Raw genomic sequence first — 19,051 nt, 5'->3', positions numbered from 1 at the left:
GCGGGAAGGAATTTACCCCCATTCGCTAATCCGCCTTCAGAAAAGACGGCTTCTTTTCCCGGATGCCTTTCTTTTTCAGACGGAGCCGGCGGATGATGATCAGTGCTGCCCCAGCCAGAAACGGAAAAATGAAAGTCGCCAGACGATACAGGATCGTCACAGCTCCCGCCTGTTCAATGCCCACCAGGGGACCGTACATCAGTGTCATGACAAATTCGCTGGATCCCACGCCGGCAGGCGTCGGAATCACGGCTGCCGTCATAATGGCCAGGGAACTGACGGACAGGGAGTGCAGAAAGCTGACTTTTCCCGCTCCGCCGACAATCAGAAACGGAATGTCAAACCAGAAGATATATTTCACCAGTGTGATCACCAGCAGTTTCAGCACCTGTGCCCTGTCTTTGAGAATTTTCTTCGCGGTGGTGCCCATAATTTCGGCATCGGTCTCCAAGGTCATGAGCAGACTGTCAAACCGGCCGTTTTTATTGAACCGGCGGATCAGGTTCAGGATCAGTTCATGGAATTTCTTCCACATGATCAGCAGCACCAGCCCCACACAGATCAGCACTGTCACGCCGTAAGCCAGCACCAGCAGCCACACATATTTCGAGTAATTGGTGATCATAAACTGCCAGGATACCGCAAACAGAATCCCGCTGAATATGGCTACCCCCAGCTTATGCACCACATACTGGATCATATACAGGCTGATGGCTTCCGAATATTCGATGTCAAATTTGCCCAGATAATAGATGGCCGCTACCCCTGTCCCGCTGCCCAGGGTGGACAGACGGTAAAAAGAGCAGTAAAACGCGCAGTACAGCGCCTGGTAAAATCTGAATTCCGGATTGTAGCGTCTGGCTAGGCTGTAGGTCATCCCTGCTTCAAACACATGGTAAATCACGGAGGAAACACAGACCGCAATGAGGACCCAAAGGGATGTTTCGCTGATTTCCTGGACAATGGAACCGGCGGAATCTTTAAATGTGCGCCAGATGATCAGGATAATAACAGCCAGAAAAATAATTTTCGCAATTGTTTTTTTATGCTTCTTCATGCATAACCCTTCCAGCTTTTTTGATTCTTCTCCGGGCGGTCCGCTTTCTGCCTCTGCGGGAATAAGGTCCCTGTCTCCAGATGGACGGCGCAAACAGGAGCAGGATCGGATAGAGCTCCAGACGGCCGGCCAGCATGTCAAAGGAAAGCACCAGCTTGGACAGCCAGGAATAACCCGCGAAATTGCCCATGGGACCTACCGTGCCGAGTCCCGGTCCGATATTGTTCAGGCAGGACAGCATTGCGGTGACATTGGTCTCATAGGAGAAATTGTCAATGGAAATCACCACCAGGCTGCCGATGGCGATCATGCAGTAAACGATCAGGTAGACCCCGCAGTTGCTGATGGTGCCTTCTTCCAGTCCCTTGCGTTCAAACCGGACAGCCTCCACCGAATGGGAGTGAATCAGACGCTTCAGTCCCCGGCGGGCGGTACGGAACAGAATCAGCACACGGGACACTTTCAGGCCGCCGCCGGTGCTTCCCGCGCAGGCCCCGCAGATCATCAGCATCACCAGGATGGTTTTTGCGTACTGGGGCCACTGGTTGAAATCCGCGGAAGAATAACCGGTGGTGGTAATAATCGATGAAACCTGGAAAAAGGAATACCGCAGCGCCTGATGGAAACTGCCGTAGATATGCTCGATATTGACCGCGATCGTGATGGTGGCAAAAGCGATAATTCCCAGATACCAGCGAAGCTCCTCGCTCTTAAACACCGCTTTTACCCGTTTTAAAAGCAGCAGATAATAAAGGCTGAAATTCACACCGAACAGAAGCATGAACACGCCGATGACCACTTCAAAAAACTCGCTGTTGTAATGGCCGATGCTGTCCCCCCAGTTGGAAAAGCCGCCGGTACCGGCGGATCCGAAGGAGTTGATCAGACTGTCAAACAGTGACATACCGCCGCAGCATAAAAGAACCACTTCCACCACGGTCATGACCAGGTAGATCCCGTAGAGGATCTTTGCGGTATCCCGCATCCGCGGTACCAGTTTTCCGGCTGTGGGACCCGGTGTTTCCGCACGGAGCAGATGCATGTTGCTCTCCCCGCCCAGCGGTACAATGATCATAACAAAGACCAGCACCCCCATGCCGCCGACCCAGTGGGTGAAACTGCGCCAGAAGACCAGGGAATGGCTCATAGCCTCTACATCTGTCAGGATGCTGGAGCCTGTGGTGGTAAAACCGGATACTGTTTCGAAAAAAGCGTCGATAAAATTGGGGATCTCCCCGCTGATGACAAAGGGCAGACAGCCGAAAACACTCAGCATGATCCAGGCCAGTGCCACAATGGCAAATCCTTCCCGGGCAAAGATCCTGGTTTTTTTCGGTTTTTTCATAATCATCAGACCGCCGGCCGCCGCGCTGATCAGTGCGGAAATCAGAAACGCGTTGCGGCCGGCCGCCTCTCTGTAAATAACAGAAACGACAAGAGGCAGCATCATCAATACTGCCTCAATCAACAGGATAAATCCGATCGTGTAAAATACAATTCGTTTATTCATAGCTCCGTACACGCGGCAGTCCGGCAGACTGCCGTCTTAATTATCTGTTGTCCAGAATATTCTTCAGGTCATTTAAGTGCTTGATCGTTGTCACGATGATCACATGATCATCTTTCTGTATACAGTCATCGCCCCGGGGAATAATCACCTGTCCACGGCGGATCAATGCGCAGATCAGCAGATTCGGCTTCAGCTGCAGGTTTTTCAGCGGGATGCCGATCAGCGCGTCATCCCGGGTCCGGGCAATGAATTCCAGCGCTTCCACCGAATTCTCCACCACCCGGTATACCGTTTCTACGTTGCATGCTTCCGCCTTTTCCAGTGCCCGGACATAACTGATGACCCGGCTGGCCACGATATCCCTGGGGGAAACAGTGCTGCCGATGTTCTCGTGCTGCAGCAGTTCCAGTACGGAAAGGCGGCTGACTTTTGTCACTACTTTCGGCACATTCTGGGAAGAAGCGTACATGGATACCAATACATTGACCTCATCGGTGCCTGTCAGGGACACGAAGGCATCCGCGGATTCGATACCCTCCTCCTCCAGCATGCTGCGGTCGCTTCCGTCCGCATGAATCGTCAGTACATTCGGAAAGGCGCGGTTAAACTCCATGCTCTTTTTCTCATCGCTTTCAATCACTACCGGACGCATCCCTACTTTCAGCATCATACGCACCAGATAATACGTAATTCTGCCGGCACCGAGTATCATCACACTGCGGGGCATCTGGCTCTGCACGCCCGCCAGGTGGAGAAACCGCTCCGCCTCACCTGGCTCTGCCGCAAAGCTGATCTTGTCGTTGACCTGAATCTGGGCTTCCCCGGAAGGAATAATGGTCTCTCCGTCCCGGCGGATCGCGCAGACCAAGGACTTGGAATTGTATTTGCTGCTGAACCGGCGCAGCGGCATGGAGGTAATCGGAGACTCCTTCGTCACTTTAAATTCCGCCAGTTCGAACTTGCCGTGTCCGAACTCTTCGATGGACATAAGGCCCGGAAAACGCAGCACGGAAAAAATCTCCTGCGCCGCGGAATATTCCGGATTAATCGCCATGGAAAGTCCCATATCTTTCCGGAACAGCACCAGCTCATCCGCCAGCTCCGGGTTCCGCACTCGGGCAATGGTATGCCGTGTACCCAGTTTTTTGGCTACCAGGCAGCACAGCAGATTCAGTTCATCACCTGCAGTCACCGCCAGCAGCAGATCCGCGTCATCCGCCCCGGCTTCCAACAGCACCTCTCTGGAAACTCCGTTGCCGCAGATACAGAGTACATCCAGGGAATTCTGAATATCTGTCAGGCGGTCCTCCCGGATATCGATGCTGACCACATCATGTCCCTCCTGGGACAGCTGTTCCACCAGCAGGCTTCCAACTTTTCCATTTCCTACCACAATTATATTCATCTGATTCACACTCCTGCGCCTGTGCCCCCTGCACCTGCGCGGTACGTTCCTTTCAAAGCAGAATTATAATACGCTGTTTTTCTTTGATTTGCAAGTATCCGCCAGCTTTTGAATCGATCCTTCCAGGCAGATTTCTCTGTTTGTTCCATTTTCTGTAATTTCCATACGAAATCCCTGCAGATTCGCAGCCTGCCAGTGGTAAAACGATGCCGGATCCCCGGTCAGTGCGGCACAGATACTCATAATTGTGCCCCCATGGCAGACAATTCCCACGGATTCCGCGCCTCTGTGACTGGCATCCGCCATGCAGGACTGAAATCCCTGCCAGCAGCGCCGGCGAAACGCCTCCCCGGATTCGCCATGCGGGAAAGCGGTCAGCCCTCCGCTGTCAATCCAGGCCTGATACGCCGGCCGGCCGTTCAGGTCCTCGTAGGTCAGATATTCATACTCCCCGAAATCTGTTTCCCGGAAGGCTTCCCACAGGATCTGCTCCTGTCCCGGGAAAAGCCCCTCCGCCGTCTGGCGGCAGCGGCGCATGGGACTGACATACAGAAGGTCCGGCGCCGGGAACACTCCCGCCAGCTCCTTCAGCTCCTGTTTCTGCCGGTCCGTCAGTTTCTCATCCGTGCGCCCCACGTAGCGATGTTCCAGATTGCCCTGTGTGCGTCCGTGGCGCAGCATCCATACCTCCATATCCGCCCTCCGTTCGTCTCTGTCAGTGTCTGTTTACTATACCATGCCTGCGGGGCCAGGTCTACCTGCTCCTGCGGTTCCTGCCCGGAACGCGGCGAATCATTGGATTTGCCGCTCCCGGCATCTGCCGGCTTCTGCTGCTTCGCGCATTACGCAAAACTGCCGCCCCGGCAGTTTTCCGGATGGCGGCAGTTTTTATTTTTACTGATATATTTTGCGGCTTCGCTTATGCTTCTTCCTTCACCGGTCTGCGTACGCCGACGGATACAACAAAAGCCACAATGGTCACAAGAAACATCATCAGGATCGTACTCATGTAAGACTGGGTCATATCATACAGTTTGCCTGCAATGGTGGAGGCAAAGGAACCGATCAGCAGGTTCGTCACAACGATGGAGAAGTTCGTGGAATAGTAGGTTCTTCCATAAAAATCGCTGATCAGGGCTGACTGGATCGGGGTTACGCCGCTGTAAGCCAGACCGCCCACAACAAATCCCACAACAATCAGTGAAAAACTGCCGCTGCGGATTGCCAGCACCAGAATACCTGCTGTAATCAGGAAAATGATCATATCCAGCACCATGGTAAAACGGTATCCCTTTTTGTCAAAAATGGCTCCCATCAGCACACGTCCGACACCATTCATAATGGAAATCAGACCCACTACCGTGGCAATCGTGCCCGCATCCACCTGCGGTCCCACCTGTGTGGCAATGCCGCTGGCCTGTCCCACCAGAGCCAGGCCTGCCGCGCTGACCATGATCGCCCAGATATAAAACAGCCAGAAGGACGGCTTTTTTACCATCTGGCCCGGTCCGATATCACAGGCCGGCTCACGGACGGTTTTTGCTTTTTTCGGTTCCGGGGCGTGGAAGTCTTCTCCCGGTCTGACCATAAAAATACTGCAGATCAGCATTACAACAAAAATCACGATGCCCATCAGCCGAAAGGTACCGGTCCAGGCATAACTGCCGGATACCGGCGGTGTCGCTGCCGCGAAGACCTTTCCCACAATAAAGCTGCTCAGACCGAAGCCCATCAGCAGAATACCGGAAATCAGGCCCTGCTTGTCCGGAAACCAGGCGCATACCGTGCCCATAACCGCATTATAAGCAAATCCGGCTCCCAGTCCACATAAGGCGCCGAAGCCCAGATAAAGGGTAACCAGAGAACTTCCGGTTCCGGAAGCGGTCAAAAAACCTGCCAGGAACAGAACGGCAGACAGGATCAGGTAGATTCTCGGTTTGATTTTTTTGGAAAAAATACCTGCCAGCAGACTGCCGACACAAAAAAAGAGCATGACCAGTGTGAATGTCAGCGACAGAGACGCCGCCGACCAGTCGTAAGATGCGCCGATGGTCTTAGACATCACACTCCATGCATAAATGAGGCCTGCCATCAGGAGCGTCACAACGCCCACAATGACATAGACCCAGCGATTCAGATGTTTCATATCATGTCCTCCCAAAAACCTTAACAAATATAACGTACCTAAATTATAAACGCAGATTTTTCGAATGACAAGGAAAAGTTTTATATTATGCACAATGCTAAATCTGATCAGCTCGGCAGCTCCTGTCCGGTAACTGCGTAAATTACCCATTCCGCAATATTTACCGCATGATCCCCAATCCGTTCAAAATACTTTGCCACCAGCAGCAGATCCGGCATAGATCCGGCATTTTCCGGATGTTTCGCAATCTGGTTGACCAGATCCTGCTTCACGGCGTCAAACAGCGCATCCACTGTATCATCTCGGGCAATTACGGCACGAGCCTCCTGCAAATCCTTCCGCACATAGGCATCCACACTATCCAGTACCATGGTCATGGTCTCGGCTGCCATTTTTCGGATATTTTCCTGATTCACATCTTCTTTCCGATCTGCCAGATAAATGGTAAGTTCCGAGATATCCGCCGCGTGGTCCCCGATCCGCTCCATATCTGTCACCATCTTTAATGCTGCGGAAATCGTCCGCAAATCCGACGCTACCGGCTGCTGCTGCAGAATCAGTTTCAGGCAAAGATTTTCAATCAGACGCTCCTGGTCATTCACAGCGGAATCCTCATGCACGATCTGTTTCGCCCGTTCGATATCCCCCTGGGTCAGTGCCGCATAGCTCTGCTCTATGGCCTGTTCTACCATATTTCCCATCTGAATCATTTCCTGATTCAGACGTTTCAGCTGTTCATCATACTTGATTCTCATACTTCTGCTCCTACTCGTATTATCCGAATCTGCCGGTAATGTAGTCTTCTGTCTTTTTCTCTTTGGGCATGGAAAAAATCTGTTCCGTATCGCCGTACTCGATCATCTCTCCCAGCAGGAAAAACGCGGTCTTATCCGATACACGCACTGCCTGCTGCATATTATGGGTTACCATAACGATGGTATAGTCTTTTTTCAGCTCCACCACCAGATCCTCGATCTTGGATGTGGAAATTGGATCCAGCGCTGAAGTGGACTCATCCATCAGCAACACTTCCGGTTCTACCGCAAGTGCCCGGGCGATGCAGATTCTCTGCTGCTGTCCGCCGGATACGCCAAGCGCGCTTTTATTCAAACGGTCCTTCACTTCATCCCAGATCGCCGCGCCTCGCAGAGATTTTTCCACAATCTCGTCCAGTTTTTTCTTGGAACGGATTCCATGGGTTCTCGGACCGAATGCCACATTATCATAAATACTCATGGGAAATGGATTGGCCTTCTGAAATACCATTCCCACTCTTTTTCTCAGAAGATTCACATCCACACCCTTCTGATAGATATTTTCACCATCCAGAAGAATCTCACCGTCCACACGACAGCCGTCCACCAGATCATTCATCCGATCCAGGCATTTCAGCAGTGTGGATTTTCCGCAGCCGGAAGGACCGATCAGCGCGGTAATCTGATTCTTTTCAATCGGCAGATTAATATTCTTTAACGCGTGAAACTCTCCATAGTGAAGATTCACATTGCGTACACTCATTTTTTCCATAGATACTCCTCTTTTTCATCGGCTGTTCCGGCAGATGCGTCTGTCGGATTCCGCGTCTGCTGTATGCTGCCGTCAGCTCAGTTTGCTGTTCATACGTTTGGCAATTTTGGAAGACGCAATGTTAATTGCCAGCACCATGGCAATCAGCACTACCGCTGTCGCAAACGCCTGATTGGTGTGCAGACCTTCACTGGACAGCACGTACAGATGCACCGCCAGACTTCGGCCGGAAGCCATCAGGTTGTGAGGCATCGTAGCCACCGTGCCTGCCGTATAAATCAGCGCTGCGGATTCGCCGGCAATTCTTCCGATAGCAAGGATAATTCCGGACAGTATTCCCGGAACCGCGCTGGGCAGCACCACACGGAAAATCGTCCGCAGCTTGCCTGCGCCCAATCCGAAGCTGCCTTCACGAAAACTCTGGGGCACTGCCATCAGAGCTTCTTCCGAAGTCCGCAGCACGGTAGGGAGCACCATGATAGACAGGGTCAGAATACCGGAAATCAGTGACAGCCCCATATGCAGGGTCAGAACAAAAAACAACATACCGAACAGGCCGTATACAATCGATGGAATACCCGTCAGAGTCTCTGTCATCATGCGGATGATCCGTACCAGAAGATTGTTCTTTCTGGCATATTCTGTCATATATACAGCGGAAAACACGCCTATCGGTACTGCAATCAAAAGGGAAATCGCCATCATAATCAAAGTACTGATAATGGATGGCAGCATTGATACGTTTTCACTGTTATAACCGGGAGAAAACAGTTCCGGTGAAAGATTCGGAATTCCCTTCACCAGTATATAAACCAGAAGGAAACCCAGCGCCACAACGGTAAGGGCTGCCGCTATTCCGATCAGTACTTTCAGCACTGTCGATCCCGCATAAGTCTTTTTCTTCATATTATTTTTTCGTTCTCCGTGGTACTCTGGTTCCAGTACCGCACTTCCGTTATCACCGGCCAGGATTTTATTCATTTGCTTCCGCCTTTCCCTTCAGAATCGTAAATACCAGATTGATAATCAGGATAAAGGCAAACAGAACGACACCGGTAGCAATCAGTGCCTCTCTGTGGATGCCTGTGGCATATCCCATTTCCATAACAATATTGGTGGTCATGGTACGTACCCCGTCTGTGATGGCTCCGGGAATTCTCGCCTGGTTGCCGGCCACCATGACTACTGCCATGGTCTCACCGATGGCACGTCCGATTCCCAGTACCACAGATGCCAGGACACCGGATTTGGCTGCTGGAAGCACACAGCGGAAAATACTGCTTTCCTTCGTGGCTCCAAGTGCCAGCGCACCCTCGTAGTAGCTGCGGTTTACCGCCCGCAGCGCTGCCTCCGATACGCCGATGATCGTAGGCAGGATCATAATTCCCAGAATAAACGCCGCTGCCAGGATACTCATCCCGGTACCGCCGATATAAAGCCGGATAAACGGAACCACCACCATCAGTCCGAAAAAGCCATAGACAATAGACGGAATACCCGCCAAAAGCTCGGTAGCCGGTTTCATAATCCGATACAGCGGTTCCGGGCAGTACTCTGCCAGGAAGACCGCTGTCAGGATACCGACGGGGATTCCGATTACCAGGGCCCCGCCGGTGACACACAGGCTTCCGACGATCATCGGAAAAATTCCATATTTATCAATACTCGGCTTCCATTCCAGTCCGCCTAAGAAATTCAAGAATCCGATCTTCCCGATCGCCGGTATTCCGTTCGCGAAAAGGAAGATACAGATACAGGCAACTGCCGCAATGGATATGCACGCGATGGCCAGAAAGATTTTCTCTGTCACCAGTTCTCTTAACTTCATAATAGATCTCGCTTCCTCCGTGTTCAGATGTCCGGATCCGGGCATCCTCCTCTTCGATCTGCTGTATTTCTGCGATTCGCGGGACGCTTATTTTTCAATTGCGCTCCATTCTGTTGCTTCCCCAAGGTAAATGGATTTCACCTGGTCGCTGGTAAGTTCATCGTTAGTATTTGCCTTGTTGACAATTACCGCGATACCGTCTGTCGCGATCTTGGTCACTTTCAGGTTTTCTTTCAGTTCTTCATCTTTCAGTTCTCTGGAAGCCATGCCGATGTCACAGGATCCTTCTGCCGCAGAAGAAATACCGGTAGTGGAGTCGCTGGTCTGCACTTCTACCGTCGCGTTTGTATTTACCTTCTGATAAGCCTCTGCCAGTTTTTCCATAACCGGAGATACGCTGGAGGAACCTGCTACCGTCACTTTTCCTTTGGCTTCTGTGGATTTGAACTTCTCACCTTTAGCTACGGAAATGTATCCGTTCTTCTCTACAATCGCCTGGCCGTCAGCGCTCATAATATAGTTAATGAAATCCTGGGTTGTTTTGCTGACTTTTTTGCCGGTCATGATGTTAAACGGACGGGCGATTTTGTAGCTGCCGTCTTTGATAGTCTTCACGCTGGGTGCCGCGCCGTCAATTTTAACCGCTTTCACCGTATCATTTAGACTTCCCAGGGAGCAGTATCCAATGGAATAAGTATCGCTGGCTACGGTGGACAGCATAACTTCCGTACTGTTAGTCACTGCTGCGCTGCTTGTAGTCATATCTTCCTTCTCGCCTTTGCTGTTCTCCTGCTGTACGCCGAAGAGTTCTACAAATGCGCCTCTGGTACCGGATCCGTCCTCCCGGGAAATTACATCGATGGCCTTACCGGAATCGAAACTGCCTGTATTTTCTGCGGAAGCGCTGGATTCTGTTCCCTTGGAGGAATTGCTGTTGGTTGCCGCGCCGGTACCGCATGCCGCAAGCATGGATGCGATGGTCAGCGCGCCTGCTGCTCCCATAATTGCCCGTTTCATAAATTTCTCGGATGCTGTTTTTTTCATTTCCAAATATCTCCTCTCACGTCGGTTTGGTTTTTTTCTTTTTTTCTGTCTTCATCTGACACTGACAGAATAGCCCCTAAGGCGGTTTACATACTATCGAGCCCATGCAAAGGTCATGTAAACTATATGTAAACTGTCAGGCGCAGCCGGCAGCTGCCTGCCTTCGTTTTCCGGCATCTGACCGGCAGACTTCACTTTCCGGCGGCCGTCCGCCGCGCTTGACGGAACTTTCAAAAAAACAGATAATGAGACTGCACTGAAAAAAACTCCGCAGACTGCGGAAGAAAGAATGGTATCAGCCTTTATGAAAAAAAGAACCCTTGTGATTCTGTGCGGCGGCCGGAGTACCCGCATGGGATCGGATAAAACCTTTCTGCCTTTTGGCAGCCAGTCCCTGCTCCTGTATCAGCTGGAGCGGTTCCGCCCTTATTTTTCACAGATTTTTCTGTCTGTACCGAAACACAGCAGCCGTCCCTTTGATTATGAGAATTACTGCGGCTGCCGTGCCATCGAAGACATCTATGAAAACATCGGTCCCATGGGCGGGCTGTACAGCTGCATGCAGGCGCTGGACGAGGATATCCTCTTTTTTACCTCCGTGGACGCCCCTTTTACCGATCCGGAACTGGCCGGCGAGATTGCCGATCAGCTACAGGCCAACCCCTGCGCCCGGCTCTGTTCCATCCGCAGTCCGAAAAACGGACTGCAGCCGCTGTTTACTGCTTACCGCCGCACCTGTCTGCCCCGGCTGCAGGAACTGATCGCCGCCCGAAACTACCGGCTGCGGGAACTTTTTGATCCGGCGCACACTCTGGTGCTGGACCGCTTTCTCCCGCCGGAGCAGTTTTTTAATATGAATGACCCGGCTTCTTATTATTATGCCCTCCACAAGCTTGCCCTGCGGCAGCCCGGTGTTTTTCCCGCGGATTTCAACCAGTCCTTTGCCGGAACGCCCGCCTCGGACAGTCCCTCCATTCCGGTTCTGTCCTTTACCGCAAAATCCGGCACCGGCAAAACCACCTTCCTGGAAAAACTCCTCCCCCTGCTGAAAAAACAGGGCCTGCGCATTGCCGTCGTCAAACACGATGCCCATGGCTTCGAAATCGACCATCCCGGCAAAGACAGCTACCGTCTGACAAAGGCCGGCGCCGATCATATGATTCTGACCTCCGAAGACCAGACTGCCGCCATCATTACACACAGGCATCAGCATCCGGAGCTGGAATCCGTCCTCGCCCGGATTCGCAATGTGGATCTGATCATTACCGAAGGCTACAAACTGGGCCGTCAGAAAAAGATCCATCTGCTGCGCCGGGGATACAGCGAAACCCCTGTGGGCAATCAGGAAAACGTCATCGCCTACCTCACAGACTTCCCCTATGAAAGCCAGGTGCCGGTATTTGACCTGAACCGGCCGGAAGGGATTGTCCCCTTTCTCCTGGACTTTCTCAGGGACGCCTCCAACCAGTGCCGCTGATCCTCTGCGGCCTTCCTCCGATTTTCATGCATACATGCGTTCTGTCGAACCAAACAAAAGCGGCATGCCTCCAATGCCGCTTTTGTGATTCCCAGTTTTTGCTGTTTTTGAATAAATAAAATATTTTTCTGCATAACTTATACACTTGCCGGTGAATATAATAAGTGTGTAGCAGCAATACAGAGATAAATTGCAATTACTCGCGGTAGTTTTTAGATAATTTCAGAAATGCGTGACTGGAGGCAGATCGTATGGTTACTTATCCTTCTATTAACCGAAAATTATCTATCTCTGAGATGGCGCAGATCAACGATATCACCCGCCAGACTCTGATCTACTACGATAAAATTGATCTTTTCAAGCCGGACATTACCGAACCGAACGGGTACCGCTATTACAGCACGCTGCAGATTCCCCTTCTGCGGGAAATCTGTTTTCTCCGTTCCATCGGCATGCCTCTGGATGAAATCCGCAAAAACAACAAATATAACAATTCCACAACCACCATCGAACTTCTGGACGCGCAGAATGCCAAGCTGGACGCGGAAATCCACAGGCTTGCTGCCCAGAAGCAGAAAATCGAAGAACGGATCCAGGTCTATCAGCAGCCCAATGAATACGACGGCAGTGAACTTTCTTCGCCAAGGGTACAGCATTTTCCTGAGCGGCATCTGATTTACCACGCCTGGAACAAATCAGATCTGACCCGCCACGGTCTGCATTTCGCGCTGATGAAAGCCTGGAATGAATCGGAACGGTACGATCTGCTGCCTTCCAGCCGCTACGGCACCCTGATCTTTCAGGAGGATCTGCAAAAGGACCGGCCGCTGCAGCATGCCGGCTGCGGATGCATCATAGACGCGGACGAATGTGTCGAAGAGGCCTCCGCAAATATCCACGTGCTTCAGGAAGGGGAATACGTCTGTCTCCAGCGGTTCGGCATGCCTTACGAACCGGAGCCCGTCCGAAAGCTCCGCCGCTGGATTGACCGAAACGGCTTCGAAATCGTCGGCAATATCTTCGACGAATGCCTGATGGACGGAAGCTTCTACGAAAGCGAAAATGAACCGGATTTCTGCGAACTGCAGATACCGGTGCGCAGGCGCGCCTGAGAAGGAACAAAACATCAGGAATCTGACGGCAGCCGCCGGGCCGCTGCATGAAAAACAGAAATTGACCGGGAGCCCTGCTCCCTGACCACACTCCTCCCCCTAATCAGAATACGGGATACCCGGAAAAGGTACCCCATGGGATTTCATTCCCGGAAACGGATGGAACAGCCGCACTTCCTGTCTGGCTGTTCCATCCGTCTTTTCTTTCCGCTTTGTGCTGATTCATTGCGCTGATTCGGGGTGCTGATTCGCTGTGTTGATTCGCTGTGCTGATTCGCTGCTCTGAAAACAGCAGGCACAAAAACAGCGGTCCCGGAGAGCTGCTTCGCTCCCTGGGACCGCCGTTTTCCTGTCACCTGCTCTTATTTACTCCTGTCTGCGCCGTCCGAGCATATCCACGGCTACCACGATTACCAGCACCGCACCGATTACGATATTCTGTACCGAAGAGGTTACGCCCATAATGTTCAGTCCGGTACTGATTACCGTCAGGACAAAGGCGCCTACCACCGTTTTCGCGATATTGCCTTCGCCGCCGGTAAGGCTGGTGCCGCCGATGGCCGCCGCGGCAATCGCCAGAATGTTGTACCCTCCGTCTGCCACATTGGGGCTTCCGGTCATCAGCCGGGAGGCCAGCACCAGGCCGGCAATCGCTGCCGCAAGCCCGTTCAGGGTGAAAATCAGGATGTTATATTTGTCCACATTTACCCCGGACAGCCGGGCAGTTTTCTCATTGCTGCCGATGGCATAGGTATAACGGCCCATTTTTGTATTTTTCATAATATAAAGGCAGATCACAAAAAAGATCACTGCAACAATAAACTGGGAAGGAATCACACCGATCCGCTTGGACCCCCAGAATTCAAAGGGGATCCTGGCAGATGCCGCGTTTGCGATCCTGACAGAAGTCTCATGGGTAATCACAAGCGCCAGACCGCTGGCCGCGTACATCATGCCGGCAGTCATGATAAAGAACGGCACCCGCAGCTTTGCGATGCAGAATCCGTTGATGAATCCGCAGACCAGACCCACGATTATACCCACAATGGAAGCCGGAATCGTCGTCATTCCCGCCTGTATGCAAAGGGACACGGTACAGCCCACCAGAGCCGCGATCGCGCCGATGGACAGATCGATCTTTCCGCTAATCATGACAAATGTCATTCCGCACCCGAACAGAATATATACCGCGCCGGTCCGGAGCAGATTCGTCAGATTCCCAATGGAGAAAAATCCCGGGGAAGTGACGGAAAAGAAAATGATCAGCACCACAAGTATGATATATGTTCCGTATGTATCATAAATCCTTTTTCCTAATGAAGCCTGCATAATAAACCTCTCTATCTTCTGATTTTTAAACGTTTTTACCTATATATTGAGCATGCGCTTCAGCATTTTAGATTTCAGATCCGGTTCCGTATCGGCAAATTCTCCTACCTTGCGTCCTTCACGCATCACAACGATCCGGTTGCAGAGGCCGATGAGTTCATCCTCCTCCGAAGAGATCACAATGACGCCGATATCATTTTTCACCAGGTTCTGAATGATCCGGTAGAAATCCGCCCGGGCACCCACATCAATGCCCCGGGTCGGCTCGTCGAGAATCAGCAGTTTCGGCTGTACCATCAGCCATTTGCCCAGACAGACCTTCTGCTGATTGCCGCCGCTTAAATTTTCAATATGCTGCTCCATCCCGGTTGTCTTGATTTTCAGTTCCTGAATCTGCTCCAGAACTTCCCGTTTTTCTTCCTGGGTATGGATATGCAGGCCTCTGCCCAGCCGTCTCATGCTGGCGATTCCCATATTTTCCCGGATCGACCGGACGCCCAGAATTCCTTCATTCTTTCGGTCTTCCGTCACATAGCCGATTCCCTGCCTGACCGCATCCATGGGACTTTTCACACGCATGGGTTTTCCTTTATAAAGGAACTCGCCCGCATCCAGGGGATAAACGCCGAAGATCGTTTTGGCGATCTCAGTCCTCCCGGCGCCTGCCAGCCCCGCGAAACCGAGAATTTCCCCTTCCTTCAGCTGAAAGCTCACATCCTCATATCTGCCCTTGCTGGTCACATGCTTCGCTTCAAAGATCACTTCGCCTTCCTTCCGGTATTTTTCCGGAAACTGATTGGTGTTTTTCGATCCGATAATACCGGTGAGAAGCCGCTCATTGGTCACATTTTCAATCCGATCGGTAAAAACCAGTTTACCGTCCCGCAGCAGTGTGATCCGATCACAAATCTGATAGACTTCTGACATCCGGTGGGTAATGTAGATCATCCCCACATCCCGTTTCTTCAGCCGGTCAATCAGCGCGAAGAGCTGCTCTGTCTCCTGCGACGTAAGAGACGACGTAGGCTCGTCAAACACCAGCAGGTCTGAGTTCAGGTTCAGCGCCCGTGTGATCTCCACCATCTGCTGCATGGCCACGGACAGATCCCCGGCCCGCTGGTCCAGATCCAGGTCAATGCCCACTTCTGCCATGACTTCTTTCGCCCGCCGGCGCATGGCTTTCCAGTCATAGACGCCTCTGTGGGTAATCTCATTGGCTATGAATATATTTTCCAGCACACTTAAATGCGGCAGGATATTCAGCTCCTGAAAAACCATTGTCACACCATCCTGCTGCGCGTCGTGGACACAGGCCATGATTTTGGCGGGACGTCCGTCGTGGCTGATCTCAGCGCCCGGATCCGGCAGAAAGACACCGGCCAGGATTTTCATCAGCGTGGATTTGCCTGCGCCGTTTGCGCCCAACAGGGCATGCACTTCTCCCGCATAGGCATAAAAGCTCACGTCATCCAGCACCTTTGTGCCGCTGAATGTTTTTGAAATATGCTCCATCTTTAATATCTGTTTGCCCATACCAAATCTCCCTGACAGTATTCTGCCGCAGCGGGACTGCTGCGGCAGAGATCCAGTTCTTTATTTGTCCTTACTTCTCCGCGGCATCTTTCGTTTCCCCGGACGCGCTGCTGTCTCCGGAACCGGAAGAAGCCGTACCGCCTGTCTTCATCTTTTCACCCATGGTGACAAAGTTTCTCATATAATCCGATACCTTGCCAATGGATTTGCCCATGGTCCACTGGGACAGTTCTTTTCCATGCTCCAGATAATCATCCACATTCTCTTTGGTAATAATCGTATCCGGCGTCATGGTTTCCTCCGGTACGCTCTTGCCCTGAATCAGGTCATAGGCCTGCTCCACGGCGTAGTATCCCTGGAGAATGGACCAGTCATACGCGGTCGCGTAAATCTTGCTGTCATCAATGGACTGCAGCGCGATGTAGTTGCCGTCAATACCTGCCACCAGCACGCCGCTGTCTCCGCCGACTTTGATGTTGTTCTCTTCCAGTGCGGTCACCGCTCCGGCAGCCATCAGGTCGTTGCAGCAAAGCACGGCTTTTACTTTCGGATGGGCCTGGATAATATCCGCCATGGTGGATGCGGCCGTATCCTGATCATATTTCGCGCTCTGTGACTCTACCAGCTTGATATTCGGATATTCCTTCAGCGCGCGTTTGAAACCTGCGGTTCTTTCCCGGGAGGAACTAGCCGCGTCTACGCCTCGCAGAATAACTACCTGGCCTTTGCCTCCCATTTTCTTAAACACATTTTTCGCCAGTTCATAGGCCATCTTTTCGTGATCCACGCCAATGTAGTTCGGCATATATTCTTTAACATCATCGCCCCACTGATTGGTGATCTTTGTATCCACCATAACGAATGGAATCTTCGCGTCATGGGCGGCGGCAACCGCATTTGATACGCCGTCGGAATCATTCGCCGTAAGAATCAGCGCGTCCACACCGGAAGAAATCATATTCTCACATTTGGTCACCTGGCCTTCCACATCCGACTCGGTAGAAGTATTGTCCACCTTAACATTGATTCCCAGATCCTTGCCGGCTAATACCGCGCCGTAGGCAATATCCTGAAAATGCGCGTTTGTCGCGGTCTTGACTACGATGCCCACCGTCGTGGCAGATTTCTTTTCCGAACCGGAAGATCCGCCGGTTCCCCCAGTCTTGCTGCTTCCGCAGGCGGCAAGGCCGCCGGTCATGGCACAGATCAGTCCGACTGCTGCCAGTCTCATCAGTTTCTTCTTCATAGCTGGTTCCCTCCTGACACTTTTATCAATGAATTCTGTACTGTATTCCTTTCCCTTAGTTCCCTTAAGAATCGATTCAGTACCTTTTTGTCAGTTCCAGTATAGCAACTGAGAGTTTCTGCAGTTATTCGTCCATTCTTGTCTATTATGAATAAATGAAATGATTGTTTTCGTGCGGAATACGACAGATTGCACAATAGAAAAACCATCGGGATACGAAAGGTGTCCCTGGTTCCTGTTATACTAATTACGTTTTTTATCGGTGTTATCTCTTTTTTTCGCGGGAGTATGCTATATTATATTTGAATTAATAAAATCGCCTTGGTAAAAGTCAATCAGAAGCACAGATACCCGATAATTTGCTTAAAATCTTACAGGAGGCTCGTATGAAAAAACTTCGATTTATCAATTCCCTGTGCGCAATGCTGTTATTTTCAACAAACCCTGTCATTTCACTTCTTACTGCATCCAGCTCTTATTCTGCCTCCTCTATTCTGATCTATTATCTGATCATCGGAGCAGTTGCACTGCTGGACTGTGCCATCTTTGCCCGCTATCAAAAACAAAGATAGTGTCAAGATTTTTTCGCAAATTCAATTTCAACCATCGGATTCTTGGTAGTTAGACGGCAGACGCCTCAGCCGTTTCCGTATTGTTCATAAGTTCCATCTGGAACAGATGATCCATATTGAGATACCGCTTGGTTCCCCAATCCGAAGCCGCTACATAACGCAGTCTGGCACAAACCAGCATCAAAGCACTTTTCCCATCTGGAAACGCCCCGATTGCCTTGGTGCGCCGCTTGATTTCTCGGTTGACTCGCTCTGTTACATTGTTCGTCCGAATACGGGTCCAATGTTCTGTAGGAAAGTCCATGTAGGTCAGAGTTTCATCTATACCGTCCTCAACTTTCTTTGCGGCTGCAGAGAGCTTCATTTCACGAAGTTTCGCAACAACGGAAGCTGCCTTTTCGCGTGCTGCCTCTTTGTTCTCCTGCGCGTGGATGGCTTTCAGCATTAAGGATACTTCCCGCATCCTGCCTCGAGGGACTACGCGGAAGACATTCCGATAAAAATGTACTGTGCAGCGCTGATATTTCGCTTCCGGAAATACATCGGCAATGGATTCCAGCATACCAAGGCACTTATCACCAACGATTAGTCTGACTCCTGTAAGGCCCCGCTCTTTAAGCCAGATAAAGAAGTTATGCCAGCTTTCAAAATCTTCCTTCATGCCTTCTGCAGCGCCGATGATCTCGCGGTAGCCGTCTGTAGATACGCCGATAGCAACAAGGACGGACACGTTCTGCACTTCGCCGCCCCAGCTGCGTTTCAGATAAATACCGTCAACATAAACGTATGCGTATTCACCGGTCAATTTTCGGCTGCGCCAGGTTTCGATATGTTCGTAAGCCTTCTGATTGAGATTACTGATCGTTCCTGGAGATACCTTAGTTCCCCAAAGAGCTTCTGTGATATCCTCTACGCGGCGGACGGATACCCCGGCCAGATACATTTCGATCAGGGCTTCTTCGACGGAGCATTCCCTGCGTTTATAGCGTTCGATGATGGCTGTCTCAAACTGGATGCCTTTCAATTTAGGGACCTTTAATTTTACGTCTCCTGCAGTTGTGGTGAAGTTTCTCTCATAATGACCTGAGCGGTAGCCATTACGATTCTCTGTACGTTCATACTTTGAAGCGTTGACAAGTTCATCCGCTTCATGATCGAGCAGGGCATTCAGCGTTTCTTCAACACTGCTGCGGACAAGATCTTTAAGATCATGCTTTATTAGGTCTTCATTTAACTGTATAATGTTATCGGACATAGTCATTGCC

General features: G+C 51.3%; 17 protein-coding genes. 3 read left to right on the top strand and 14 right to left on the bottom strand.

Annotated elements, in window-relative coordinates; all coding sequences use genetic code 11:
• Positions 1-25: 25 nt before the first annotated feature.
• The 10 genes from CXIVA_RS07140 to CXIVA_RS07095 form a co-directional block, all read right to left on the bottom strand.
• On the bottom strand, positions 26-1,057 hold the full coding sequence (locus tag CXIVA_RS07140) for a lysylphosphatidylglycerol synthase transmembrane domain-containing protein (RefSeq protein ID WP_013977333.1): 1,032 nt from the start codon (positions 1,055-1,057) through the stop codon (positions 26-28).
• The gene (locus tag CXIVA_RS07135; RefSeq protein WP_013977332.1) at positions 1,044-2,567 is read right to left on the bottom strand and encodes a TrkH family potassium uptake protein; all 1,524 of its coding nucleotides are present in this window, start codon (positions 2,565-2,567) and stop codon (positions 1,044-1,046) included. The genes CXIVA_RS07140 and CXIVA_RS07135 overlap by 14 nt, the downstream gene beginning before the upstream one ends.
• A 40-nt stretch (positions 2,568-2,607) precedes the next feature.
• Positions 2,608-3,972 carry a Trk system potassium transporter TrkA gene (gene trkA, locus CXIVA_RS07130; protein ID WP_013977331.1) on the bottom strand — a complete coding sequence of 455 codons (1,365 nt, stop codon included), beginning with the start codon at positions 3,970-3,972 and terminating at the stop codon, positions 2,608-2,610.
• 63 nt (positions 3,973-4,035) lie between these two features.
• Complete coding sequence (locus CXIVA_RS07125; protein WP_041727722.1) at positions 4,036-4,665, bottom strand: histidine phosphatase family protein; 630 nt, start codon at positions 4,663-4,665, stop codon at positions 4,036-4,038.
• A gap of 226 nt (positions 4,666-4,891) precedes the next feature.
• Positions 4,892-6,118, bottom strand: a complete 1,227-nt coding sequence (locus tag CXIVA_RS07120; RefSeq protein WP_013977329.1) for an MFS transporter — start codon at positions 6,116-6,118, stop codon at positions 4,892-4,894.
• A gap of 107 nt (positions 6,119-6,225) precedes the next feature.
• Positions 6,226-6,873 carry a phosphate signaling complex protein PhoU gene (phoU, locus tag CXIVA_RS07115; RefSeq protein ID WP_013977328.1) on the bottom strand — a complete coding sequence of 216 codons (648 nt, stop codon included), beginning with the start codon at positions 6,871-6,873 and terminating at the stop codon, positions 6,226-6,228.
• 19 nt (positions 6,874-6,892) lie between these two features.
• Complete coding sequence (pstB, locus tag CXIVA_RS07110) at positions 6,893-7,645, bottom strand: phosphate ABC transporter ATP-binding protein PstB (protein WP_013977327.1); 753 nt, start codon at positions 7,643-7,645, stop codon at positions 6,893-6,895.
• A gap of 72 nt (positions 7,646-7,717) precedes the next feature.
• On the bottom strand, positions 7,718-8,551 hold the full coding sequence (gene pstA / locus CXIVA_RS07105; RefSeq protein ID WP_041728681.1) for a phosphate ABC transporter permease PstA: 834 nt from the start codon (positions 8,549-8,551) through the stop codon (positions 7,718-7,720).
• A 67-nt stretch (positions 8,552-8,618) separates the two neighbouring features.
• The gene (pstC, locus tag CXIVA_RS07100) at positions 8,619-9,473 is read right to left on the bottom strand and encodes a phosphate ABC transporter permease subunit PstC (protein WP_347475620.1); all 855 of its coding nucleotides are present in this window, start codon (positions 9,471-9,473) and stop codon (positions 8,619-8,621) included.
• Between the two features lie 87 nt (positions 9,474-9,560).
• The gene (locus CXIVA_RS07095; protein WP_013977324.1) at positions 9,561-10,517 is read right to left on the bottom strand and encodes a substrate-binding domain-containing protein; all 957 of its coding nucleotides are present in this window, start codon (positions 10,515-10,517) and stop codon (positions 9,561-9,563) included.
• A gap of 304 nt (positions 10,518-10,821) precedes the next feature.
• Between CXIVA_RS07095 and mobB the strand changes: the two genes are divergently transcribed.
• Both mobB and CXIVA_RS07085 read left to right on the top strand, forming a co-directional pair.
• Positions 10,822-11,994, top strand: coding sequence for a molybdopterin-guanine dinucleotide biosynthesis protein B (gene mobB / locus CXIVA_RS13855; RefSeq protein ID WP_158309834.1), 1,173 nt, complete (start codon positions 10,822-10,824; stop codon positions 11,992-11,994).
• A gap of 251 nt (positions 11,995-12,245) precedes the next feature.
• Positions 12,246-13,106, top strand: coding sequence for a MerR family transcriptional regulator (locus CXIVA_RS07085; protein ID WP_013977322.1), 861 nt, complete (start codon positions 12,246-12,248; stop codon positions 13,104-13,106).
• 366 nt (positions 13,107-13,472) lie between these two features.
• Here CXIVA_RS07085 and CXIVA_RS07075 read toward each other — a convergent pair whose 3' ends face one another.
• From CXIVA_RS07075 to CXIVA_RS07065, 3 genes are all read right to left on the bottom strand, one after another.
• Complete coding sequence (locus CXIVA_RS07075; RefSeq protein WP_013977321.1) at positions 13,473-14,435, bottom strand: ABC transporter permease; 963 nt, start codon at positions 14,433-14,435, stop codon at positions 13,473-13,475.
• Positions 14,436-14,474: 39 nt separating this feature from the next.
• Positions 14,475-15,968 carry a sugar ABC transporter ATP-binding protein gene (locus CXIVA_RS07070; protein WP_013977320.1) on the bottom strand — a complete coding sequence of 498 codons (1,494 nt, stop codon included), beginning with the start codon at positions 15,966-15,968 and terminating at the stop codon, positions 14,475-14,477.
• A gap of 70 nt (positions 15,969-16,038) precedes the next feature.
• Entirely contained in the window at positions 16,039-17,214 is a 1,176-nt protein-coding gene (locus CXIVA_RS07065) for a sugar ABC transporter substrate-binding protein (RefSeq protein WP_013977319.1), read from the bottom strand.
• Positions 17,215-17,600: 386 nt separating this feature from the next.
• On the opposite strand from CXIVA_RS07065, the gene CXIVA_RS07060 reads away from it, so the two are divergent.
• Positions 17,601-17,786 (top strand): hypothetical protein, encoded by a 186-nt coding sequence (locus CXIVA_RS07060; RefSeq protein ID WP_013977318.1) that lies wholly within the window; start codon positions 17,601-17,603, stop codon positions 17,784-17,786.
• 49 nt (positions 17,787-17,835) lie between these two features.
• On the opposite strand, the gene CXIVA_RS07055 is transcribed toward CXIVA_RS07060, so the two are convergent.
• Positions 17,836-19,047: an IS256 family transposase gene (locus tag CXIVA_RS07055; protein ID WP_148267800.1), complete on the bottom strand. Its 1,212-nt coding sequence runs from the start codon at positions 19,045-19,047 to the stop codon at positions 17,836-17,838.
• Positions 19,048-19,051: the final 4 nt, after the last annotated feature.

Origin of the sequence: Clostridium sp. SY8519, assembly GCF_000270305.1 — a bacterium.
Lineage (GTDB): Bacteria > Bacillota > Clostridia > Lachnospirales > Lachnospiraceae > SY8519.
Note: the sequence above shows the minus strand (reverse complement) of the source record. Positions and strands in the feature narration are given on the sequence as shown.